Genomic DNA, 18,230 nt, shown 5'->3' with positions numbered 1-18,230 from the left:
TACGCCCTGGACATTAAGACTTTAGCGGACCCCAAGCCATGAATAAAAATCTGCGCTTCAGCCATAAAATACTGCTTGCCGCCGCCCTGATCGTTATTGCCGCCTTCGCTTCGTTCACGTTGTACAACGATTATCTGCAGCGTAATGCGATACGCAACGACCTGGACAACTATCTGCAAGAAATGGGTAGCGTAACGGCCAACAATATCCAGACCTGGCTGGCCGGACGCAGCCTGCTGATCGAAAACCTGTCACAAAACGTCGCCCTGAACGCCAACATCGACAATGTCTCCAAATTGCTCGAGCAGAAGGCCGTGACCTCAACCTTCATGGGCGCTTATCTGGGCAACCAGGATGGCACCTTCATCATCCGCCCTGACAGCAAGATGCCCGACGGCTATGACCCTCGCGTCCGGCCCTGGTACAAGAGCGCCCAGAGCACCGGCGGCTCGGCACTGACCGAACCGTACATCGATCTGGCGTCCGGCCAACTGGTCATTTCCATCGTCAACAGTGTGCTCAAGGAAGGTCAAAGCATCGGCGTGGTCGGTGGCGACTTGAGCTTGCAGGTGATCGCCGACAGCCTCAACGCGCTGGACTTCGACGGCATGGGTTACGCCTTTCTGATCAGCGCCGATGGCAAGATCCTGGTTCACCCGGACAAAGCCCTGGCGATGAAGTCCCTGAGCGAGGCGTACCCGAAAAATACCCCGCGCATCAGCAACGAACTCAGTGAAATCGACGTCGACGGCAAGACTCGCATCGTCACGTTCACCCCGATCAAAGGCCTGTCTTCGGTCAATTGGTACATCGGTCTGTCGGTGGATAAAGACAAAGCCTTCTCAATGCTCAGCGAGTTCCGCGCCTCGGCGGTCGTTGCCACCCTGATTGCCGTGGCAATCATCATCGCCCTGCTCGGCATGCTAATCCGCATTCTGATCCAGCCGCTGCACGTCATGACCCGCGCCATGGAAGACATCGCCGACGGTGAAGGCGACCTGACCAAGCGCCTGACCATTCAAAATCAGGACGAATTCGGCATCCTCGGCACGGCGTTCAACCGTTTCGTGGAGCGGGTTCATACCTCGATCCGCGAAGTGTCTTCGGCCACCGGCCAAGTCAACGAAGTAGCCCTGCGTGTGGTGGCCGCCTCGAACTCGTCGATGTTCAATTCCGACCAGCAAGCCTCGCGCACCAGCAGCGTTGCCGCGGCAATCAACCAGCTCGGTGCCGCGGCCCAGGAAATCGCCCGCAATGCCGCGCAAGCGTCAAGTCAGGCCAGCGACGCGCGCAGCCTGGCCGAAGATGGCCAGCAAGTGGTGGATCGCAGCATTGCCGCGATGAATCAGCTGTCGAGCATGCTCAGCGCCTCGAGCACCAATATCGAATCGCTGAACAGCAAAACCGTGAACATCGGGCAGATTCTCGAAGTCATCACCAGCATTTCCCAGCAAACCAACCTGCTGGCGCTCAACGCGGCCATTGAAGCGGCGCGGGCCGGTGAAGCCGGGCGCGGTTTTGCCGTGGTCGCCGACGAAGTGCGCAACCTCGCGCACCGCACACAAGAGTCGGCGCAACAGGTGCAAACCATGATCGAGGAGCTGCAAGTGGGCGCCCGCGAATCGGTCAGCACCATGAGCGACAGCCAGCGCCACAGCCAGGACAGCGTGGAAATCGCCAACCTGGCCGGTGAACGGCTGAACAGTGTGACGTTGCGCATCGGCGAAATCGACGGCATGAACCAGTCCGTGGCCACGGCGACCGAGGAACAGACGGCGGTGGTTGAATCAATCAACGTGGATATCACCGAGATCAATACGCTGAACCAGGAAGGCGTGGAAAACCTGCAATCGACGTTGCGGGCATGCTCGGACCTTGAACAGCAGGCTTCGCGATTGAAGCAGTTGGTGGGCAGTTTCCGCATCTAGAGCCTGATTACGGACACTGTGGCGAGGGAGCTTGCTCCCGCTGGGTCGCGAAGCGGCCCCAAAATCGGAATCAAAGGTGTGTCAGATTGAACACACCGGCTGATTTGCGACTGCTTCGCAGCCGAGCGGGAGCAAGCTCCCTCGCCACACCCACGTCCAAAGCCCTTGGCTTCGCCGCAAAACCCCAACCGAACATCTATCCTTCATATAGGTCAACCCAAGGGAGAACAAACGGACCGGAGGAATGTTCATCGTGCATATCGCTGACATAACCATGTTCTACGCCCCTGCCAGCGGTGGCGTGCGCACTTATCTGGATGCCAAACACCGTCGCTTGGGCAGCAAGCCAGGTATTCGTCACAGTTTGCTGATTCCTGGGGCTCATTTGAGTGAACAGGATGGCATTTACACGGTTCCGGCCCCTGCCCTGCCCTTTGGCAAGGGTTATCGTTTCCCCGTCCGTCTCGCGCCGTGGCGTAATGTCCTGCAGGATTTGCAGCCTGACCTGATTGAAGCCGGCGACCCTTACCTGACTGCCTGGGCCGCCTTGGACGCCAAGCGGCAACTCGACGTGCCGGTGATCGGTTTTTATCACTCGGATCTGCCGTTGCTGGTCAGCAACCGCATGGGCAATTGGCTAACACCCAATGTCGAAGCTTATGTCAGCAAACTTTATGGCAACTTCGACCGGGTTCTGGCACCGAGTCAAATCATGGCCGATAAACTGATCGGGTTGGGCGTGAAGAACGTTTTTGTACAACCGCTGGGCGTCGATTTGCAAACGTTCACCCCCAATGCACGGGATCCAGGTTTGCGGGCCGAATTGGGCATCGATGAAAATACGCACCTGTTGATCTTCGCCGGCCGTGGCTCCAAGGAAAAAAACCTGCCGGTGCTGCTCAAATGCATGAAACGCCTGGGTCGTCGCTACCATCTGTTATTGGTGGGCTCATCAATGCCGACCCTGGTTCCGCGCAATGTCACCGTCCTCGATGAGTTCTACCCGGCGGCGCAAGTCGCGCGCTTGATGGCCAGTGCCGATGCGCTGGTGCATGCCGGTGATCAGGAAACCTTTGGTCTAGTGGTCCTTGAAGCCATGGCCAGCGGCCTTCCGGTAGTGGCCGTGGCGGCCGGGGCTTTTCAGGAAATTGTCACCGATCAGTGCGGCCTGCTTTGCGCGCCGAACAATCCAGCAGCGATGGCCAGCACAGTGCGTGAACTGTTCAGTCAGGGCAGCGCCGCGCTGGGCAAACAAGCCCGTAGCCATGTCGAGCAGCATTACGCCTGGGACATCGTGGTCGACAGCCTGCTGGGGCACTATCACGCGGTACTCGGCACTCAATGGCCACTGATCGCCAATGGTTGAGCCCATGAACGCGCCCAGCCTGATACTGGTATTGCACGACGTTGCGCCGCAAACCTGGCCCGATTACCAAGCCTTTGTCGAAGCCGTCGACGCACTGGGTGAGGTGCCGATCACGTGGCTGGTGGTGCCGGATTTGCACAAACATAACGACCTGGCCACGTATCCGGCGTTTCGACGTTTGCTGACCCATCGCGTCGCTCGCGGCGACGAACTGGCACTGCACGGTTACTTCCATTGCGATGAAGGGCCGATCCCTATCACGCCCCGAGACTGGTTCATGCGCCGAATCTACACCCATGAAGGCGAGTTCTACGATCTGCCCCTGGAAGCCGCCCTCTCCCGCCTGCGTGCCGGAATCGAGGTGTTTCACCGTTATGACTGGCCACTGGAAGGTTTCGTCGCCCCGGCCTGGCTGATGAGTGAAGGCACCCGCCAGGCCTTGCGCCAGTTACCGCTGCACTACACCAGCGACTCGCAGCATCTGTATCGTTTGCCGGATTTCACCGCGATCGATGCCCCCGGCCTGGTCTGGAGCGCGCGCAGCGCCTGGCGCCGCGGCCTGTCGAAAATCGTCAGCGATCAGCGCGAACAACATTGGCACCAGGCGCCGGTGATTCGTCTCGGCGTGCACCCCGTGGACATGCGCCATGAATTCTCGCGTCATTACTGGCTGCACACCCTCAAGCGCTTGCTCGACGAGGGACGTGTGCCGATGACCAAGGCCAACTGGCTAAAACAGCAATGCGACATCGTCGGTCGCGCCGCATGAGCCGCGGGATTCTGCTGGTCGTCACCCTGCTCGCTGCGGTGCTTATCCCGTCGTTGCTGGGTGGCGGCGAGACATGGTCGCGGTTGCAAAGCTTTCCGCTGAAATGGTTGCTGGTCATGTTCGGCATGATCCTGCTGTGCTGGATGCTCAACACCCTGCGCTTGCGCCTGTTGCTGGGAGATCAGCGCGGCAAGATCAGTCACTTCAAAAGCCTTGGGGTGGTGATGTCCGCCGAATTCGCTTACTGCGCCACTCCCGGCGGCAGTGGCGGACCGCTGACCATCATGGCCCTGCTGGCACGCCACGGCGTGCGACCGGCCAGGGGCAGCGCCGTGTTCGCTATGGATCAATTGAGCGATCTGCTGTTTTTTCTCTGCGCGCTGAGCGCAATTCTGATTTATGCACTGTTCCAGCACCTCAGTCAGCGCATGGAATGGTTGCTGACCGTCAGCGCCATCTCGATGTTCGGTGGACTGTTCAGCTGCGTATTAGCGGCTCGCTACCACCGCTCGCTGATTCGTCTGGGGGGGCGGTTGCTCGCGCGTCTCAATGTCAAAGGCACCACCCGGATGCGCTGGGCGCGAAAACTCCTGCACTTTCTGGCGGCGTTCACTGACACACTGAAGTTGCCCTTTCAGACATTGATCACGGTGTTTGCACTGACCTGCCTGCATTGGCTTTTGCGCTATAGCGTGTTGTATCTGGCATTGCGCGGGCTGGGCGTGGATTTGCAGTGGGCCTGGTGTTTTCTGATCCAGATGCTGTCATTGAGTGCGGGGCAATTCAGCCTGTTGCCGGGCGGTGCCGGGGCAGCGGAACTGACATCGGCGGCGCTGCTGGCGCCCATGGTCGGGAAGTCCACCGCGGCGGCGGCGATTCTGATCTGGCGGACAGTGACTTATTACTTTTATCTGGTGATCGGTGGCCCGGTGTTTCTACTGATGCTCGGGCGGCCATTGCTCAGGAAACTGATGAAGCTCAAGCAGGCTTAAAAGATCGCAGCCTTAAAAGATCGCAGCCTTCGGCAGCTCCTACAGGGTATACACCGCGCCCTTGTAGGAGCTGCCGAAGGCTGCGATCTTTTTCAGGCGCCCCCGACTGCATCGTCGCAATCGCCCTGCACCTGCTCCCACAACTCGGCGGCACCGGGAAACTCCGTGCCGTCTTCGGCGCTCAGGTCATCCGGGTCATAGCGACTCAAACAGCCCTCACCCAATGTGGCGGGTGCCTTGGAAGTGGCTTTGTCCAGTGGATCGGCCATGGTCATGTTCTCAGTGCCAAAACGGCGAAGGGCCTGAAGCGATTGAACGCCCAGGCCCTTCAAATTTCAACAGTATCGCTATCAGAACACCACGGTTTTGTTGCCATGCACCAGCACCCGGTCTTCCAGGTGATAACGCAAACCACGGGCCAGCACCATTTTCTCGACATCACGACCGAAGCGCACCATGTCTTCAATACTGTCGCTGTGACTCACGCGCACCACGTCTTGTTCGATGATCGGACCGGCATCCAGTTCTTCGGTGACATAGTGGCAAGTGGCGCCGATCAACTTCACACCGCGCATCGAAGCCTGGTGATACGGCTTGGCACCGACGAATGACGGCAAGAAGCTGTGGTGAATATTGATGACTTTATGAGCATATTCGCTGCACAACTCGGGCGGCAAAATCTGCATGTAACGGGCAAGTACCACCACTTCGGCCTCGTGCTGTTTGACCAGGCGCGAGACTTCGGCGAAGGCCGGTTCCTTGTTCTGTGGATTGACCGGAACATGGTAGTAGGGAATACCGTGCCATTCGACCATGCTGCGCAAATCATCATGGTTGGAAATCACGCAGGCGATTTCACAGTCCAGTTCGTCGCTGTGCCAACGGTGCAGCAAGTCGGCCAGGCAGTGGGACTCACGGCTGGCCATCAACACCACGCGTTTCTTCTGCTCGGTGTCGGTGATGCGCCAGTCCATCGAGAACTCTTCGGCAATCGGTGCAAACGCTTCGCGAAAGGCTTCGATACCGAAAGGCAGCGAATCGGCACGAATTTCGTGACGCATGAAGAACCAGCCACTGAGATTATCCGAGTGATGGCTCGCTTCAGTGATCCAGCCATTATGTGACGCCAGAAAGTTACTGACTTTAGCAACGATGCCGACGCGGTCCGGGCAAGCAATCACCAGCCGAAAAGTGCGCATGAGGGGGAAACTCCAGAACTTCGCAAAGGCCGCCATTCTAGCGATTGCGCAGCAAAACTGCAGTATTGATGATGCATGGCCTTTTCCGGGGGTCCGGTACAGGCTCTGCAAGCACACGCGGCCCCACGCGATGGTGTTCTTGCGTGCAATCTTCAAGAGGTCAACCGAGAATATTTGTGACGCTATTTAACTGTCACTCCAATGTGTGTCCTGTTCCACAACTAAATTAAATAAAACTCCGGTTAAATGTTTACTTGATGAAACACCCTGACTATTATTGTCGCACTGTACCCCTGCCATCCAGTACCTAACATAAGGTAGTCCTCATGTCCTTGATCAACGAATATCGCGCCACCGAAGAAGCTATCAAAGAGCTGCAAGCCCGTTTGAAGAATCTGTCCCAAGACGACAAACTGCAAACCGAGCTGGAATTCGAAGGCAAACTGCGCACCTTGATGGGCGAATACTCCAAATCCCTGCGCGACATCATCGCACTGTTGGATCCAGAGTCCAAAACCAAGGCTCCACGTGGCGGCGCAGTAAAAACTACTGGCACCAAGCGTGCTCGCAAAGTTAAACAATACAAAAACCCGCACAATGGCGAAGTCATCGAAACCAAAGGTGGCAACCACAAGACTCTGAAAGAGTGGAAAGCCAAGTGGGGCGGTGATGTGGTTGAAGGTTGGGCTACCCTGCTGGGCTAAGCCGCAAGCCAGTCGCAGATTGATCCGCGACCAAAGGAACGCCAGCAATTGCTGGCGTTTTTTTATGCCTGAAAATTCAAGCGCAGATTATTTTCGTTTTCAAAGACTCAAGCGTTTTCGTAATGTCTGGACATGATTCTGCCATTCACCCAGAACCTCTCGCTGAAACGATGTAGCACTAGTCGCCAATTGAGCAGCCGCCTCCAGAAAACTATTCAGCGTATTTGGCGCGCCCCACTCAGGTGCACTCAAACGTTTCTGACAGAATATTCGCCAGCGTTCTTGCTCTTCCAGACTCAACGTGTCGGGAAAGTTGCGTGCGCGATAACGAAACAATAATTCAGGCAAACGTTCATCATCGAAAGGCCACAGTTCTTGTGCCAATTGCCCAGGGTCGGCGGCTCTGACTTGCTCACATAGACGCCGGTCCCGATCACCGATAAAACCATCGTATAACTGTTGCTCGGGGTCTTGGCTCGAAGAGAAGTCGTCGCTGGCGTAAATACCGGCCACTTTATCTCGCCAAACTTGTTGTGCGTCACTTAGCCGCAGCGCCCGTTCCTGATAAAGCGCCATATCCAGCGCCAGACGTTGCTGATCGACAGGACGCAGTACCGATAACGGCGCCACTACCGGGCACTTGTTTATGTGTATGAGCTTGAGCGGCACCGGCAGTTCGCCTTCGGCCAAGTCATCGCGGCGGGTGTATAGCCGCTGACGCAAGGTTTCGGCATCCAGGTCGAGCAGCCCCTGAGGGTCCAGGTGCAAGTCACAGACAATCAGCGCATTGCGATTACGTGGATGCCAGGCCAAAGGCAGTACCACACCCACATAGTTGCGGGCCGCAGAGAAACGCCCGGAAATATGCACCATCGGCTGCAACAGCCGAATTTGATCCATGACCTTTTGTTTACTGCGCAGTTGAAACAGCCAGTCATATAACTTCGGCTGTTTTTCCCGAATCAGACGCGCCAACGCAATCGTGGCCCGGACATCCGAGAGCGCCTCGTGCGCATGCCCATGATCGATGCCATTGGCGGCGGTCAGGCGTTCGAGTTTGAGCGTGACTCGCCCCTCGTCGTCCCTGGGCCAGACGAGGCCATCGGGACGCAAGGCATAAGCGGCGCGCACCACGTCGATCAAGTCCCAGCGGCTGTTGCCGCCCTGCCACTCCCGTGCATAAGGGTCGAAAAAGTTTCGATACAGGCTGTAACGGGTCATCTCGTCATCGAAACGCAGCGTGTTGTACCCGGCGCCACAGGTGCCGGGCGCCGCGAGTTGGGCGTGAACCCGTGTCATGAAATCGGCTTCGCTCAAACCCTGTTCGAGCAGACGCGCGGGCGTAATACCGGTGATCGCGCACGCCGCCGGATGCGGCAGGATGTCCTCACTGGGCTGGCAATAAAGGTTGACCGGTTCGTCTATTTCATTGAGATCGAAGTCGGTGCGAATCCCCGCCACTTGCAGCGGACGGTCGCAACGGGGGTTGATGCCAGTGGTTTCATAGTCGTACCAGAAGATCGAGGTCACGGGCTGTTCCTGAACTGAAGACCGGCGAAGTCTAGGCGCACACACGGCGCCCCGACCAGCAATCTGTTATTCAAACATCTGTGGCCACGCACCGTGCAATACATAGTTATGTCGTTTTCCCCCGAGAGGCTGCTAGCATCCGACGGACCAGGCCACATCAAGGTTGCCCATGCTCAAAACCACAGCACTGCCAGGGAAAGCGACGCTGGCCCCGCCACTGGACACGCGGTATCACGTCGAAACGCCCGAAGGCATCGACTTGCCGCTGCGCCCGGCCGGGCTGATGGTACGTGCGCTGGCGTTCGCCATCGACCTGGTCCTGCGTGGGGTGATGCTGGGCCTGCTGTTCATTGTGTTGGCGTTTCTGGGAAAACTCGGCGCCGGCCTGGGTTCGATTCTGCTGTTCGTGGTGAGCTGGTGGTACATGGTGCTGTTCGAGGTGCTCAATCAGGGCCGCTCACCGGGCAAGCAATGGATGGGATTGCGCGTGGTACATGACGATGGCACGCCGATTGGCTGGTCTGCGTCATTGGTGCGCAACCTGCTGCGATTTGTCGACATGTTGCCATTCGGCTACTTTCTCGGGGCAATCAGCTGCCTGCAACATCCCACCTTCAAACGCCTCGGCGACCTGGCCGCTGGTACGCTGGTGATCTACCGCGAACAACCATTCACCCGCCCGCAGCTGCCTGATGTCCCACCTCGGCGCGCAGCCTTTGCACTGACACTGAGCGAGCAACGCGCCATCCTCGGGTTTGCCGAACGCCAGGGTGAACTTTCCGAGGCGCGGGCCAATGAGCTTGCCTCGATACTCGCGCAGCCATTGCAGGTATCGACGCCACAGGCGAGAGCCGAACTCAACGGTATCGCCCGCGCACTGTTGGGTCCCACATGAAGCAAAGCCTTTTCGAAAGTCGCCACCAAGCCGAATGGGAGCAGTTTGCACTCATGCTTGAACGGCTGGAGCGAGGCGAAGACGCTTCTGGCGTCGCCAGTTTTCCCAGTGATTATCGACGGATCTGCCACCATCTGGCCCTTGCTCAGGAGCGCGGTTACAGCAGTTTCCTGATCGACTCATTGCAGCAACAGGTCCTGCGCGGGCATCAACAGCTTTATCGCCATCGCAGTCGACTGGGTGCCAACGTGTTGAGTTTCATCCTCGCCGGTTTCCCGCGATTGGTGCGCGAACAGTGGCGCTTCGTCCTGGCCGCCAGCCTGATTTTTTTTGGCAGCCTGATCGGCTTCGCGTTGCTGGTGTATCTGTTCCCGGAGCGGGTCTACAACCTGATTCCGGCCGAGCAGGTCAGTGAGATGCAAAGCATGTACGACCCCGTCGCCGGTCATCTGGGACGTTCGGCCGAACGGGCGGCCAGTGAGAACTGGGTGATGTTCGGTTATTACATCATGCACAACATCGGCATCGCCTTTCAGACCTTCGCCAGCGGTTTGCTGTTTGGCTTGGGCAGCGCATTTTTCCTGTTCTACAACGGGTTGATGATCGGTGCGGTGGCCGGGCACCTGACGCACATTGGCTATGGTCAAACCTTCTGGTCGTTCGTGATCGGCCATGGCGCCTTCGAATTGAGCGCCATCGCCCTGGCCGGCGCCGCAGGCTTGCAACTGGGCTGGGCCTTGATCGCGCCAGGGCGTTTGCCTCGCGCCGAAGCCCTGCAACTGGCGGCACGCAAGAGCGTGTTGCTGATTTGCGGGGTCATGTTGTTTCTGCTGATTGCGGCGTTTATCGAAGCCTACTGGTCGTCGCGGACCGGGCTCACGCCGCTGACCAGATACCTGGTTGGGGCGGCGCTCTGGGGCTTGGTGGCGATTTACTTGCTGTTCGCCGGACGGACTCGCCATGCGCCTGAGTGATGCCAGCGTGGTGATCCGCCCGCGCACGACCTGGGAAGCCATGGACCTGGGCGTGCTGCTGAGTCAGCGCCATCGATGCCTGTTGATGACCAGTTGGGCCATCGTGACCTTGCCAATCTTCGGTCTGCTCACCTTACTGTTGTGGGATTCGCCCTCCCTCGCCGTGTTCCTGTTCTGGTGGCTCAAACCGGCGTTCGATCGGCTGCCGCTGTACATCCTGTCCAAAGCCATGTTCGGCGAAACGCCTACACTGAAGCAGGCTCTGCGGCAATGGCCGCGCCTGCTCCAACCGCAATTGCTGGCCAGCCTGACCTGGCGCCGCCTGAGTCTGAGTCGCAGTTTTCTGATGCCGGTGGTGCAACTCGAAGGTCTGTCGGGGGAAGAACGCCAACAACGTTTGCGCGTGCTGCTGCAGCGCAACGCGGGTGCCGCCCAATGGCTGACGATTATCGGCGTGCATCTGGAAACCGCCCTGTGGATCGGCTTGATGGTGCTGTTCTATATGTTCTTGCCGCAACAGGTCGAACTCGACTGGAGCTGGCAAACCTTGATCACCGCCGCCACCCAAGACTGGCGGTGGCTGGAACATCTGACCAATACTTTTTACGTTCTGGTGCTGATTGTCTGGGAACCGATCTACGTGGCCTGCGGTTTCAGCCTTTACCTGAACCGGCGCACGCGGCTGGAAGCCTGGGATATCGAGCTGGTCTTTCGCCGATTGCGCCAACGCTTGACCAGCGCGGTCGTCACGTTGCTGCTGGCCGCGATGCTGTTGGTGCCGACGGCGCAAAGTGGCTGGGCCGCCGAAACGAATATTTCACCGGAATCTGCCCGTCTGCTGGAGCAACCACTGACCAGTCAGGCCTCCCGGGACAGCATCAAAGCCATCCTCGATCAGCCCCCCTTCAAGAACAAGGAAACGGTCACGCGCTATCGTTTTGGCGAAGACAAACCCGCCGCCAACAACGCGGACGCGGGTAAAACACCCGCATGGCTGAAGGCGCTGTTCAGCTTGCTGGACAGCCAACGCTTTGGAGTATTGGCCAGCCTGATCGAAGTATTGCTATGGGGCACAGTGATCGGCGCCATTGGGCTATTCATCTGGCATTACCGCGACTGGTTGCAGGCGTTCGTCAGCCGTCGGCCAACGTTAAAGCGCAAAGTCGCGCAGCCATTCCCGCAGCAGGCGTTTGGCCTGGACCTCAACCGTGAAACCCTGCCCGCCGACATCGCGGCCAGCGCCGAAAGCCTTTGGCAAACCCATCCCCGTGAAGCCCTCGGGTTACTCTATCGCGCCCTCCTCAGCCACTTGCTGCACGATTTCAACATGGCGCTCAAGCCCGCTGACACCGAAGGCGAAGTTCTTCAGCGGGTTGAACAATTGCAACAACCTGCCTTGCTGGCCTTCAGTAAAAACCTCACCGGGCACTGGCAGAACATGGCCTATGGGCATCGCCTGCCACCGGCGCATTTGCAGCGGGAACTCTGTGACGGCTGGCGCGCGTTGTTCGGCCCGGGAGCAGGCCGTTGAACCGGCGTTTGTGGCTTTCGGTCGGTGCGTTCATCGTCCTGCTTGTGTGTGCGCTGAGTGTTTACCTGTATTTCAAGGCCACGCCCTATCAGGCAGAAATCGATCACGGCCCATCCCCCGAAGCCCGGACTAACCCCTATCTGGCGGCCGAGCATTTTCTGCGCAAACAGGGCCTGACTGTCAGCCACGCCAACAGCCTCGACATCTTGCCGAGGCTCGAGCCTCATCAGCGCAGTTTGTTGTTGCTCGGCGATCGGTCGAACATGTCGCCACGACAGGTGGATCAGGTATTGAACTGGACCCGGGCCGGCGGGCGTCTTTTGTTCGTCGCCGAAGCCTTGTGGGATGAGAAGACCGGTCAGAGCAATGACCTGTTGCTCGATCGGGTGCAGGTGCATCAATCCCTGAGTAAAGACCTCAAGGAACCGCCGCCCGATCCTGAAGACGACCCCTACCCGAAACTGACCAAGCTGTACCTGGAAAATGAAGAGGCGCCGGCCTACGTCAGCTTCGATACTGCGTTCCATCTCGACGACCCGAAAAACCTCGCCCAGGCCTGGGCCAACAGCGGCAAGGCCACGCACATGATGCAACTGGCTCACGGGCTGGGTTCGATCACCGTGGTCACCGACGCCGACCTCTGGAAAACCCCGGCCATCGACCAGTACGATAACGCCTGGCTGCTGTGGTACCTGACGGCCGACACAGACGTGACCCTGCTGTTCAACACCGATCACGACCGTCTGTTGACCTTGCTGTGGCGCAACTTCCCCCAAGCACTGGTGGCCCTGATTGCCTTGATCGCCTTGGGGTTCTGGCACGTCGGCGTGCGCAACGGCCCGCTGCTCGAACCTGCCCCAAGGGCGCGTCGTCAACTTCAGGAACACCTGCGTGCCAGCGCCGATTTCATGCTGCGTCGCAACGGTCAGCACAGCCTGTTGCAAGCCTTGCAACAAGACATCCTGCGTCGTGTCCGTCACCGTCATCCCGGTTTTGAACAACTCGGCGTTGCCGAACAATGGCTGGTGCTCGCACGCCTGACTGGCCAACCCACACGCGTCATCAGCCAGGCCATGAGCCCGCGAGCGAAGCAGCGGCTGCCCAGCGCTGAATTCTGCCGTCAGGTCGCCCAGCTGCAAAACTTGAGGAACACCTTATGATCCGGCACTTGGAAAGCGTTGGATATCTTCCATTTTGAAAGCAGTTTCATACCCAGAGGTATCAGCAGGCCGCAGCCTCGACTGCGGCCTTTCTTTTAGCCAAGCGAGCTCAACAATGGCCCGATTCGCTCTACCAGGAAGTCGATAAATACCCTTACTCGCTGCGGCATGTACCGCTGGTTGTTGAAAATCGCGTGGATTTCCTCTGTGTCCCCCGCATTGAAATCAGCGAACAGTTCGATCAGCCGACCCGCCTTGAGATCCTCGGCGATATGAAACATTCCTAGCCGACTGATCCCCAATCCATTGATCGTTAACTGACGCATGGTTTCGCCATTATTGGTCAGCATGTCGCCGCGCACCGCCAGATATCGAGTGGTGTGGTTCACTTTGAATGGCCACTCATCCCGGGACCTGCGGAAGTTGAAATTGAAACAGCGATGATTCTCCAGCTCATCCGGTGTTTTCGGTACGCCGTAACGTGCCAGATAGGCAGGCGAGGCTACGACGGCGCGGCGGCTGCTACCCAGGATGCGTGCGCGGAAACTGGCATCATCCAGCGGCCCCATGCGGATTGCCACGTCGATGCGTTCGCGCTTCAGATCTATCAGAGCGTCTGTCAGCGACAGATCGAGTGTGATGTCAGGATAAAGATGATTGAAGTCGCTGATAATCGGCAGGAGCTGGTGCGTACCAAAAGGAACCGAAGTATTGACCCGCAAGAGGCCGCTGGGAGCCACCATAGAGCCGACAGCGTTCTGCTCTGCCTCTTCGATGTCGTTGAGTATGCGGACGCAACTTTCGTAAAAGCGGGTGCCTTCATCACTGATTACCAATTGCCGTGTCGAGCGCTCGAACAGAAGCACGCCTAACCGCTCTTCGAGCCGTGTGATGAGTTTGCTTACCGCTGAAGGCGTAAGGTTCAGCAACTTGCCAGCCGCTGAAAAACTGCCGGTTTCGACAACCTTGGTAAAGACCTGCATCTCTCCGCTTCGACTGTCCATGATCACCCGATATGTGAATTTTATTCCGCAATACTATTCTATTACACATGCTAATCAATGCACTCAAAGCGACTCATACTTTCTTCCAGCGGATCAATTCGCTCCTTAATTTCATCTTTGGAGAACGGTATGGACCTTGGTTTAGAAGGCAAGACTGCACTGGTCAGCGCATCCACCGCCGGCATTGGCTTGGCCATCGCCACGCAGTTACTCGAGAACGGAGCTCGCGTAATCATCAACGGTCGTAGCGAGGCTTCTGTAGCGCAGCGGGTCACCGAGTTGAACAAGCGCTTTGGCGAAGGGCGCGCCCTGCCCCTGGTGGCAGACGTCAGTCAATCAGGCGGTGAGACAGTTGCTGCCGCTGCTTACCCGCAGATCGATATCCTGATCAATAACATGGGTACCTATGAGCTGAGCGATTTCTTCAGCACAAGTGATGCTGACTGGCAGCGCATGTTTGAAACCAATGTCTGGAGCGGAGTGCGGCTGGCTCGTACCTATATGAAAGGCATGCTGGAGCGTGGCCATGGCCGAGTAATTTTCATCTCTAGCGAAGTGGCATTGACGCCAATGGCTGCAATGGCTCATTACAGCGCGAGCAAAGCCACGCAACTGTCGATCTCCCGCAGCCTGGCTGAGTTGACCAAGGGAACCTCGGTTACCGTCAACGCAGTTTTGCCAGGACCCACCGAGACGGAGAGCCTCAAAGGCTTTATTGAGTCAGTGAACCCGGGGCTGCCTTATACCGAGGCAGAGAAAAAATTCATGGCGCAAAATCGTCCCTCCTCGCTGATCTACCGCCTGGCCAAACCCGCAGAAGTGGCAAGTGTTGTGGTGTTCCTGTCCAGCGAGCGTGCAGCTGTGATCAACGGCGCGGCGATTCGGGCTGAAGGCGGGACGGTTCAGACTATTGCCTGATAGTAACCAATCTCGATATTCGCCAAAGGTTTGCAGCGCCCGGATCTGGCTCTCAGTGCGGATTTTTTTGTCCGCAGACCAGTGCCTCGACAATCAAACCGCCAATGAATGTTTGCCCGCGTGGCGTCCGGCACGCGCTCGAAATGGATGAAAAACGATGAAAACTTACAAACGTATTGTGCTGGCCGCGGTTGTCAGCAGCGCAAGCCTCAGCGCCCATGCGGCAAATGTGCTGGTAGTGCTGTCCGACGAGAACCATCTGGAACTGCGCGATGGCAAATCGCTCTCCACTGGTTTTTACCTCAACGAACTGCTGGAGCCTACCAAGGCTTTGCTTGAGGCGGGTCATGAAGTGACCTTCGCGACGCCCCGCGGCCGCGCGCCGAGTCTCGATCGAAGCTCTGCGGTTGCCGGGCATTTTGGTGGGGATCAGCAACGTCTGAAGGAATATCAAGCGCTGCTGGATCGACTGCTACTGACCTCTGCGACTCGTTCGCCGGTGATAAGCCTGGCGCGCGTGGAACAGATCGGATATGCCCATTTTGATGCCCTTTACGTGCCTGGCGGCCATGCCCCCATGCAGGACTTGCTCTCGGATCCTGCCCTCGGCCACTTGCTGCGCGCCTTCCACGCCGCCGGAAAGCCAACTGCATTGGTATGCCACGGCCCAATAGCCTTGCTCTCGGCACTGGATCGCCCCCAAAGACTGATCGATGCACTTGAAGCCGGCGAACAAACGGTTACGCCGGCGGATTGGATCTACGCCGGTTACCGTATGACCGTCATCAGTAACCAGGAGGAAGAACAGGCCAAAGGTCTTCTGGGTGGACAAATGAAGTTCTATCCACAAACAGCCCTGGAGCGCGCTGGCGGGCAATATCAAAGCAACCAGTCGCCGTGGGCGTCCAACGTCGTGATCGATCGCGAATTGATCACCGGGCAGAACCCTGCCTCTGCAGCGGCGGTCGGACAAGCCATCCTGCAACGCCTGAAGGACTGAGCCCAGGAGCGCATTATGTCTGGACGCACTTTCCTGATAACAGGTGCCAGCAAGGGGATCGGTCGGGCTATCGCCGAGCAACTGGCGGCCAACGGACACCGTGTCGTAGGCATCGCTCGACGGGCGGAGGATTGTCGATTCCCCGGCGAATTGATTGCTGCCGACCTGAGCGACACGGATAGCACTCTTCATGCGCTCGAGCGCCTGAATTCCCGTTATGTCTTCGACGGTCTCGTTAACAACGTGGGCGTAGTCAAGCCACAAGGAATCGGAGAGGTCGATTTGGCCAGCTTCGACTACGTCATGAAGGTCAACCTGCATCCGGCGTTGTTGGCGACCCAGGCTCTTCTGCCAGGTATGTCTGCCAGGGGATGGGGCAGAATAGTGAACATTTCGAGTCTGACGGTCCTTGGAATCCGTCACCGCACAGCCTATGCCGCCGCAAAAGCCGCTCTGGTTAGCTTCACGCGAGGTTGGGCACTGGAGCTGGCGCAAAACGGGATTACCGTTAATGCGATAGCACCTGGCCCCATCGAGACAGAGCTGTTCCGAAGCGGGAACCCTGAAGGTAGCTGCGGCGAGGCCGCCTATGTTGCGGCAGTGCCGATGGGACGCCTTGGGCAACCGCATGAGGTTGCTGCCGCAGCGGCCTTCCTGCTTGATGAGCGCAGCTCTTTTATCACCGGGCAGACGCTCTACGTCGATGGCGGTGCATCCATTGGTAGAAGCCTGTTGTAATAAAAACGCTCAAACATTGGCCAATCAGTGATTGGCCTTCGCGCCCCTGTCCAATTACGGCACAAAGTCTCCCTTGAGCAAGGTTTGCTGCTGGCCATTAGTGGCCATCAATGTCATGGGCTTAGCCCCAGTTTCCTGGCTTGTAGATGACTTATACGTGAAGCCTTATCTCAACGATCCTCAATCGCGTACCTTTAACCATCATGGACTAACCTGCACGTTCTCGAACGCTCAAATTGAAGGATTGCCACGCGATTGCAATGATGCAATCTGGCAGTCATTCACTCGTTCCATACGTAACAGATACGTAAAAAATCGGATTAGGTAAGCGACTGATTTATGGAAGATAAACAGCATGTAACAGTTAACAAGGCTCCAGCAAAGATGACTGAACAGATCGAGCCCGGCACACAGACCCACGCCGCCCAGCAGCGCCAGCGCGCCAGTCAGTTGGCCCAAGCGATAAGAACGGAATTGCAAAAAGCCGTGATCGGCCAGAACAGCGTGATCGACGACGTGCTCACTGCCCTGATCGCTGGCGGCCATGTGCTGCTCGAAGGTGTGCCGGGGTTGGGCAAGACGTTGTTGGTACGCGCTCTCGCCCGCTGCTTCGGTGGTGAGTTCGCGCGCATCCAGTTCACCCCGGACCTGATGCCCAGCGATGTCACCGGGCACGCGGTGTACGACTTGCAAACAGAGCAATTCAAACTGCGCAAAGGCCCGCTGTTCACCAACCTGCTGCTGGCCGACGAGATCAACCGCGCCCCGGCGAAAACCCAGGCGGCGCTGCTCGAAGCCATGCAGGAACGCCAGGTCACCCTCGAAGGCCGCGCCCTGCCGATCGCGCAACCGTTCATGGTGCTGGCCACGCAAAACCCCATCGAACAGGAAGGCACTTATCCGTTGCCGGAAGCCGAGCTCGACCGCTTCATGCTCAAGGTGCGCATGGACTACCCCGATGCCGAGCAGGAGTTGAACATGGTGCGCCAGGTAAGCCGCTCGACCCGGGCCGACATGCTCGACGTGCAACCGCTGCGCACCGTGTTGCAAGCCAAGGACGTGCTGGCCTTGCAACGCATTGCCAGTGATCTGCCCATGGACGATCAGGTACTCGATTACGCCGTGCGCCTGGCCCGCACCACCCGAACCTGGCCGGGGTTGACTCTCGGCGCCGGGCCACGCGCTTCAATCGCGCTGGTACGTTGCGCCCGCGCTCGGGCCTTGTTGCGCGGTGGCGAGTTTGTGATTCCGGATGACATCAAGGGCTGCGCGCTGTCGGTGTTGCGCCACCGGGTGCGGATTGCCCCGGAGCTGGACATCGAAGGGCTGGAAGTCGATCAGGTGCTCCGGCAGTTGCTCGACCAAGTGCCGGCACCGCGGCTGTGACCACAGTCATGCGACGCCCCCTTGTGGCGAGGGAGCTTGCTCCCGCTGGGTTGCGAAGCAGCCCCAAAACCAGTCGACGCGCAATGTCAGGTAAAACGCGTCTACCTGTTCTACGACTGCTTCGCAGTCGAGCGGG

General features: G+C 58.1%; 17 protein-coding genes and 1 pseudogene. 14 read left to right on the top strand and 4 right to left on the bottom strand.

The annotated features are described in order from the left end of the window. Nucleotides 1–38 precede the first annotated feature (38 nt). From ABH909_RS10025 to ABH909_RS10005, 5 genes and pseudogenes are all read left to right on the top strand, one after another. Nucleotides 39–1,070, top strand: a pseudogene (locus ABH909_RS10025) (HAMP domain-containing protein); the annotation flags it as partial. 93 nt (nucleotides 1,071–1,163) lie between these two features. Then, nucleotides 1,164–1,928, top strand: coding sequence for a methyl-accepting chemotaxis protein (locus tag ABH909_RS10020; protein WP_411736823.1), 765 nt, complete (start codon nucleotides 1,164–1,166; stop codon nucleotides 1,926–1,928). A gap of 244 nt (nucleotides 1,929–2,172) precedes the next feature. Further along, nucleotides 2,173–3,294: a glycosyltransferase family 4 protein gene (locus ABH909_RS10015; RefSeq protein ID WP_429432760.1), complete on the top strand. Its 1,122-nt coding sequence runs from the start codon at nucleotides 2,173–2,175 to the stop codon at nucleotides 3,292–3,294. After that, the gene (locus ABH909_RS10010; protein ID WP_429432758.1) at nucleotides 3,287–4,063 is read left to right on the top strand and encodes a DUF2334 domain-containing protein; all 777 of its coding nucleotides are present in this window, start codon (nucleotides 3,287–3,289) and stop codon (nucleotides 4,061–4,063) included. Before ABH909_RS10015 ends, ABH909_RS10010 begins: the two co-directional genes overlap by 8 nt. Beyond that, nucleotides 4,060–5,055, top strand: coding sequence for a lysylphosphatidylglycerol synthase transmembrane domain-containing protein (locus tag ABH909_RS10005; protein WP_429432756.1), 996 nt, complete (start codon nucleotides 4,060–4,062; stop codon nucleotides 5,053–5,055). Before ABH909_RS10010 ends, ABH909_RS10005 begins: the two co-directional genes overlap by 4 nt. Before the next feature lie 92 nt (nucleotides 5,056–5,147). Here ABH909_RS10005 and ABH909_RS10000 read toward each other — a convergent pair whose 3' ends face one another. Together ABH909_RS10000 and purU are read right to left on the bottom strand one after the other, a co-directional pair. After that, nucleotides 5,148–5,324, bottom strand: a complete 177-nt coding sequence (locus tag ABH909_RS10000; protein WP_429432754.1) for a hypothetical protein — start codon at nucleotides 5,322–5,324, stop codon at nucleotides 5,148–5,150. A gap of 81 nt (nucleotides 5,325–5,405) precedes the next feature. Continuing rightward, complete coding sequence (purU, locus tag ABH909_RS09995; protein WP_007903852.1) at nucleotides 5,406–6,254, bottom strand: formyltetrahydrofolate deformylase; 849 nt, start codon at nucleotides 6,252–6,254, stop codon at nucleotides 5,406–5,408. A gap of 326 nt (nucleotides 6,255–6,580) precedes the next feature. Here purU and mvaT point away from each other — a divergent pair, with 326 nt between their 5' ends. Beyond that, nucleotides 6,581–6,958, top strand: coding sequence for a histone-like nucleoid-structuring protein MvaT (gene mvaT, locus ABH909_RS09990; protein WP_007933316.1), 378 nt, complete (start codon nucleotides 6,581–6,583; stop codon nucleotides 6,956–6,958). 99 nt (nucleotides 6,959–7,057) lie between these two features. On the opposite strand, the gene sbcB is transcribed toward mvaT, so the two are convergent. Beyond that, the gene (gene sbcB / locus ABH909_RS09985) at nucleotides 7,058–8,488 is read right to left on the bottom strand and encodes an exodeoxyribonuclease I (RefSeq protein ID WP_429432751.1); all 1,431 of its coding nucleotides are present in this window, start codon (nucleotides 8,486–8,488) and stop codon (nucleotides 7,058–7,060) included. 169 nt (nucleotides 8,489–8,657) lie between these two features. Between sbcB and ABH909_RS09980 the strand changes: the two genes are divergently transcribed. From ABH909_RS09980 to ABH909_RS09965, 4 genes are read left to right on the top strand one after another with little or no spacing between them, the layout of a single operon-like run. Continuing rightward, nucleotides 8,658–9,383, top strand: coding sequence for an RDD family protein (locus tag ABH909_RS09980; RefSeq protein ID WP_429432749.1), 726 nt, complete (start codon nucleotides 8,658–8,660; stop codon nucleotides 9,381–9,383). After that, nucleotides 9,380–10,357: a stage II sporulation protein M gene (locus tag ABH909_RS09975; protein ID WP_429432747.1), complete on the top strand. Its 978-nt coding sequence runs from the start codon at nucleotides 9,380–9,382 to the stop codon at nucleotides 10,355–10,357. The genes ABH909_RS09980 and ABH909_RS09975 overlap by 4 nt, the downstream gene beginning before the upstream one ends. After that, nucleotides 10,344–11,888 (top strand): DUF4129 domain-containing protein, encoded by a 1,545-nt coding sequence (locus ABH909_RS09970; RefSeq protein ID WP_429432745.1) that lies wholly within the window; start codon nucleotides 10,344–10,346, stop codon nucleotides 11,886–11,888. The genes ABH909_RS09975 and ABH909_RS09970 overlap by 14 nt, the downstream gene beginning before the upstream one ends. Further along, nucleotides 11,885–13,048 (top strand): DUF4350 domain-containing protein, encoded by a 1,164-nt coding sequence (locus ABH909_RS09965; protein WP_429432744.1) that lies wholly within the window; start codon nucleotides 11,885–11,887, stop codon nucleotides 13,046–13,048. The genes ABH909_RS09970 and ABH909_RS09965 overlap by 4 nt, the downstream gene beginning before the upstream one ends. A gap of 95 nt (nucleotides 13,049–13,143) precedes the next feature. Here ABH909_RS09965 and ABH909_RS09960 read toward each other — a convergent pair whose 3' ends face one another. Continuing rightward, nucleotides 13,144–14,052, bottom strand: a complete 909-nt coding sequence (locus tag ABH909_RS09960; protein ID WP_429432742.1) for a LysR family transcriptional regulator — start codon at nucleotides 14,050–14,052, stop codon at nucleotides 13,144–13,146. 129 nt (nucleotides 14,053–14,181) lie between these two features. Here ABH909_RS09960 and ABH909_RS09955 point away from each other — a divergent pair, with 129 nt between their 5' ends. The 4 genes from ABH909_RS09955 (at nucleotide 14,182) to ABH909_RS09940 (ending at nucleotide 18,094) form a co-directional block, all read left to right on the top strand. Then, a complete protein-coding gene (locus ABH909_RS09955) occupies nucleotides 14,182–14,970 on the top strand; it encodes an SDR family NAD(P)-dependent oxidoreductase (protein WP_429432740.1) in 789 nt (262 codons plus the stop codon). A gap of 157 nt (nucleotides 14,971–15,127) precedes the next feature. Further along, nucleotides 15,128–15,970 (top strand): type 1 glutamine amidotransferase domain-containing protein, encoded by an 843-nt coding sequence (locus ABH909_RS09950; RefSeq protein ID WP_429432739.1) that lies wholly within the window; start codon nucleotides 15,128–15,130, stop codon nucleotides 15,968–15,970. Between the two features lie 15 nt (nucleotides 15,971–15,985). Continuing rightward, nucleotides 15,986–16,708 (top strand): SDR family oxidoreductase, encoded by a 723-nt coding sequence (locus ABH909_RS09945; RefSeq protein WP_429432737.1) that lies wholly within the window; start codon nucleotides 15,986–15,988, stop codon nucleotides 16,706–16,708. Nucleotides 16,709–17,092: 384 nt separating this feature from the next. Next, nucleotides 17,093–18,094 carry an AAA family ATPase gene (locus ABH909_RS09940; RefSeq protein WP_429432735.1) on the top strand — a complete coding sequence of 334 codons (1,002 nt, stop codon included), beginning with the start codon at nucleotides 17,093–17,095 and terminating at the stop codon, nucleotides 18,092–18,094. Nucleotides 18,095–18,230 lie beyond the last annotated feature (136 nt).

It is taken from the genome of Pseudomonas sp. BS3782 TE3695 (assembly GCF_050435305.1).
Lineage (GTDB): Bacteria > Pseudomonadota > Gammaproteobacteria > Pseudomonadales > Pseudomonadaceae > Aquipseudomonas.
Note: the sequence above shows the minus strand (reverse complement) of the source record. Positions and strands in the feature narration are given on the sequence as shown.

Bases quoted from the DNA above. Each gene is read 5' to 3' on its own strand.
- ABH909_RS10020 (WP_411736823.1), top strand. From the start codon at position 1,164: ATGTTCAATTCCGACCAGCAAGCCTCGCGCACCAGCAGCGTTGCCGCG.
- ABH909_RS10015 (WP_429432760.1), top strand. From the start codon at position 2,173: ATGTTCATCGTGCATATCGCTGACATAACCATGTTCTACGCCCCTGCC.
- ABH909_RS10010 (WP_429432758.1), top strand. From the start codon at position 3,287: ATGGTTGAGCCCATGAACGCGCCCAGCCTGATACTGGTATTGCACGAC.
- ABH909_RS10005 (WP_429432756.1), top strand. From the start codon at position 4,060: ATGAGCCGCGGGATTCTGCTGGTCGTCACCCTGCTCGCTGCGGTGCTT.
- ABH909_RS10000 (WP_429432754.1), bottom strand. From the start codon at position 5,324: ATGGCCGATCCACTGGACAAAGCCACTTCCAAGGCACCCGCCACATTG.
- purU (WP_007903852.1), bottom strand. From the start codon at position 6,254: ATGCGCACTTTTCGGCTGGTGATTGCTTGCCCGGACCGCGTCGGCATC.
- mvaT (WP_007933316.1), top strand. From the start codon at position 6,581: ATGTCCTTGATCAACGAATATCGCGCCACCGAAGAAGCTATCAAAGAG.
- ABH909_RS09980 (WP_429432749.1), top strand. From the start codon at position 8,658: ATGCTCAAAACCACAGCACTGCCAGGGAAAGCGACGCTGGCCCCGCCA.
- ABH909_RS09975 (WP_429432747.1), top strand. From the start codon at position 9,380: ATGAAGCAAAGCCTTTTCGAAAGTCGCCACCAAGCCGAATGGGAGCAG.
- ABH909_RS09970 (WP_429432745.1), top strand. From the start codon at position 10,344: ATGCGCCTGAGTGATGCCAGCGTGGTGATCCGCCCGCGCACGACCTGG.
- ABH909_RS09960 (WP_429432742.1), bottom strand. From the start codon at position 14,052: ATGGACAGTCGAAGCGGAGAGATGCAGGTCTTTACCAAGGTTGTCGAA.
- ABH909_RS09955 (WP_429432740.1), top strand. From the start codon at position 14,182: ATGGACCTTGGTTTAGAAGGCAAGACTGCACTGGTCAGCGCATCCACC.
- ABH909_RS09950 (WP_429432739.1), top strand. From the start codon at position 15,128: ATGAAAACTTACAAACGTATTGTGCTGGCCGCGGTTGTCAGCAGCGCA.
- ABH909_RS09945 (WP_429432737.1), top strand. From the start codon at position 15,986: ATGTCTGGACGCACTTTCCTGATAACAGGTGCCAGCAAGGGGATCGGT.
- ABH909_RS09940 (WP_429432735.1), top strand. From the start codon at position 17,093: ATGACTGAACAGATCGAGCCCGGCACACAGACCCACGCCGCCCAGCAG.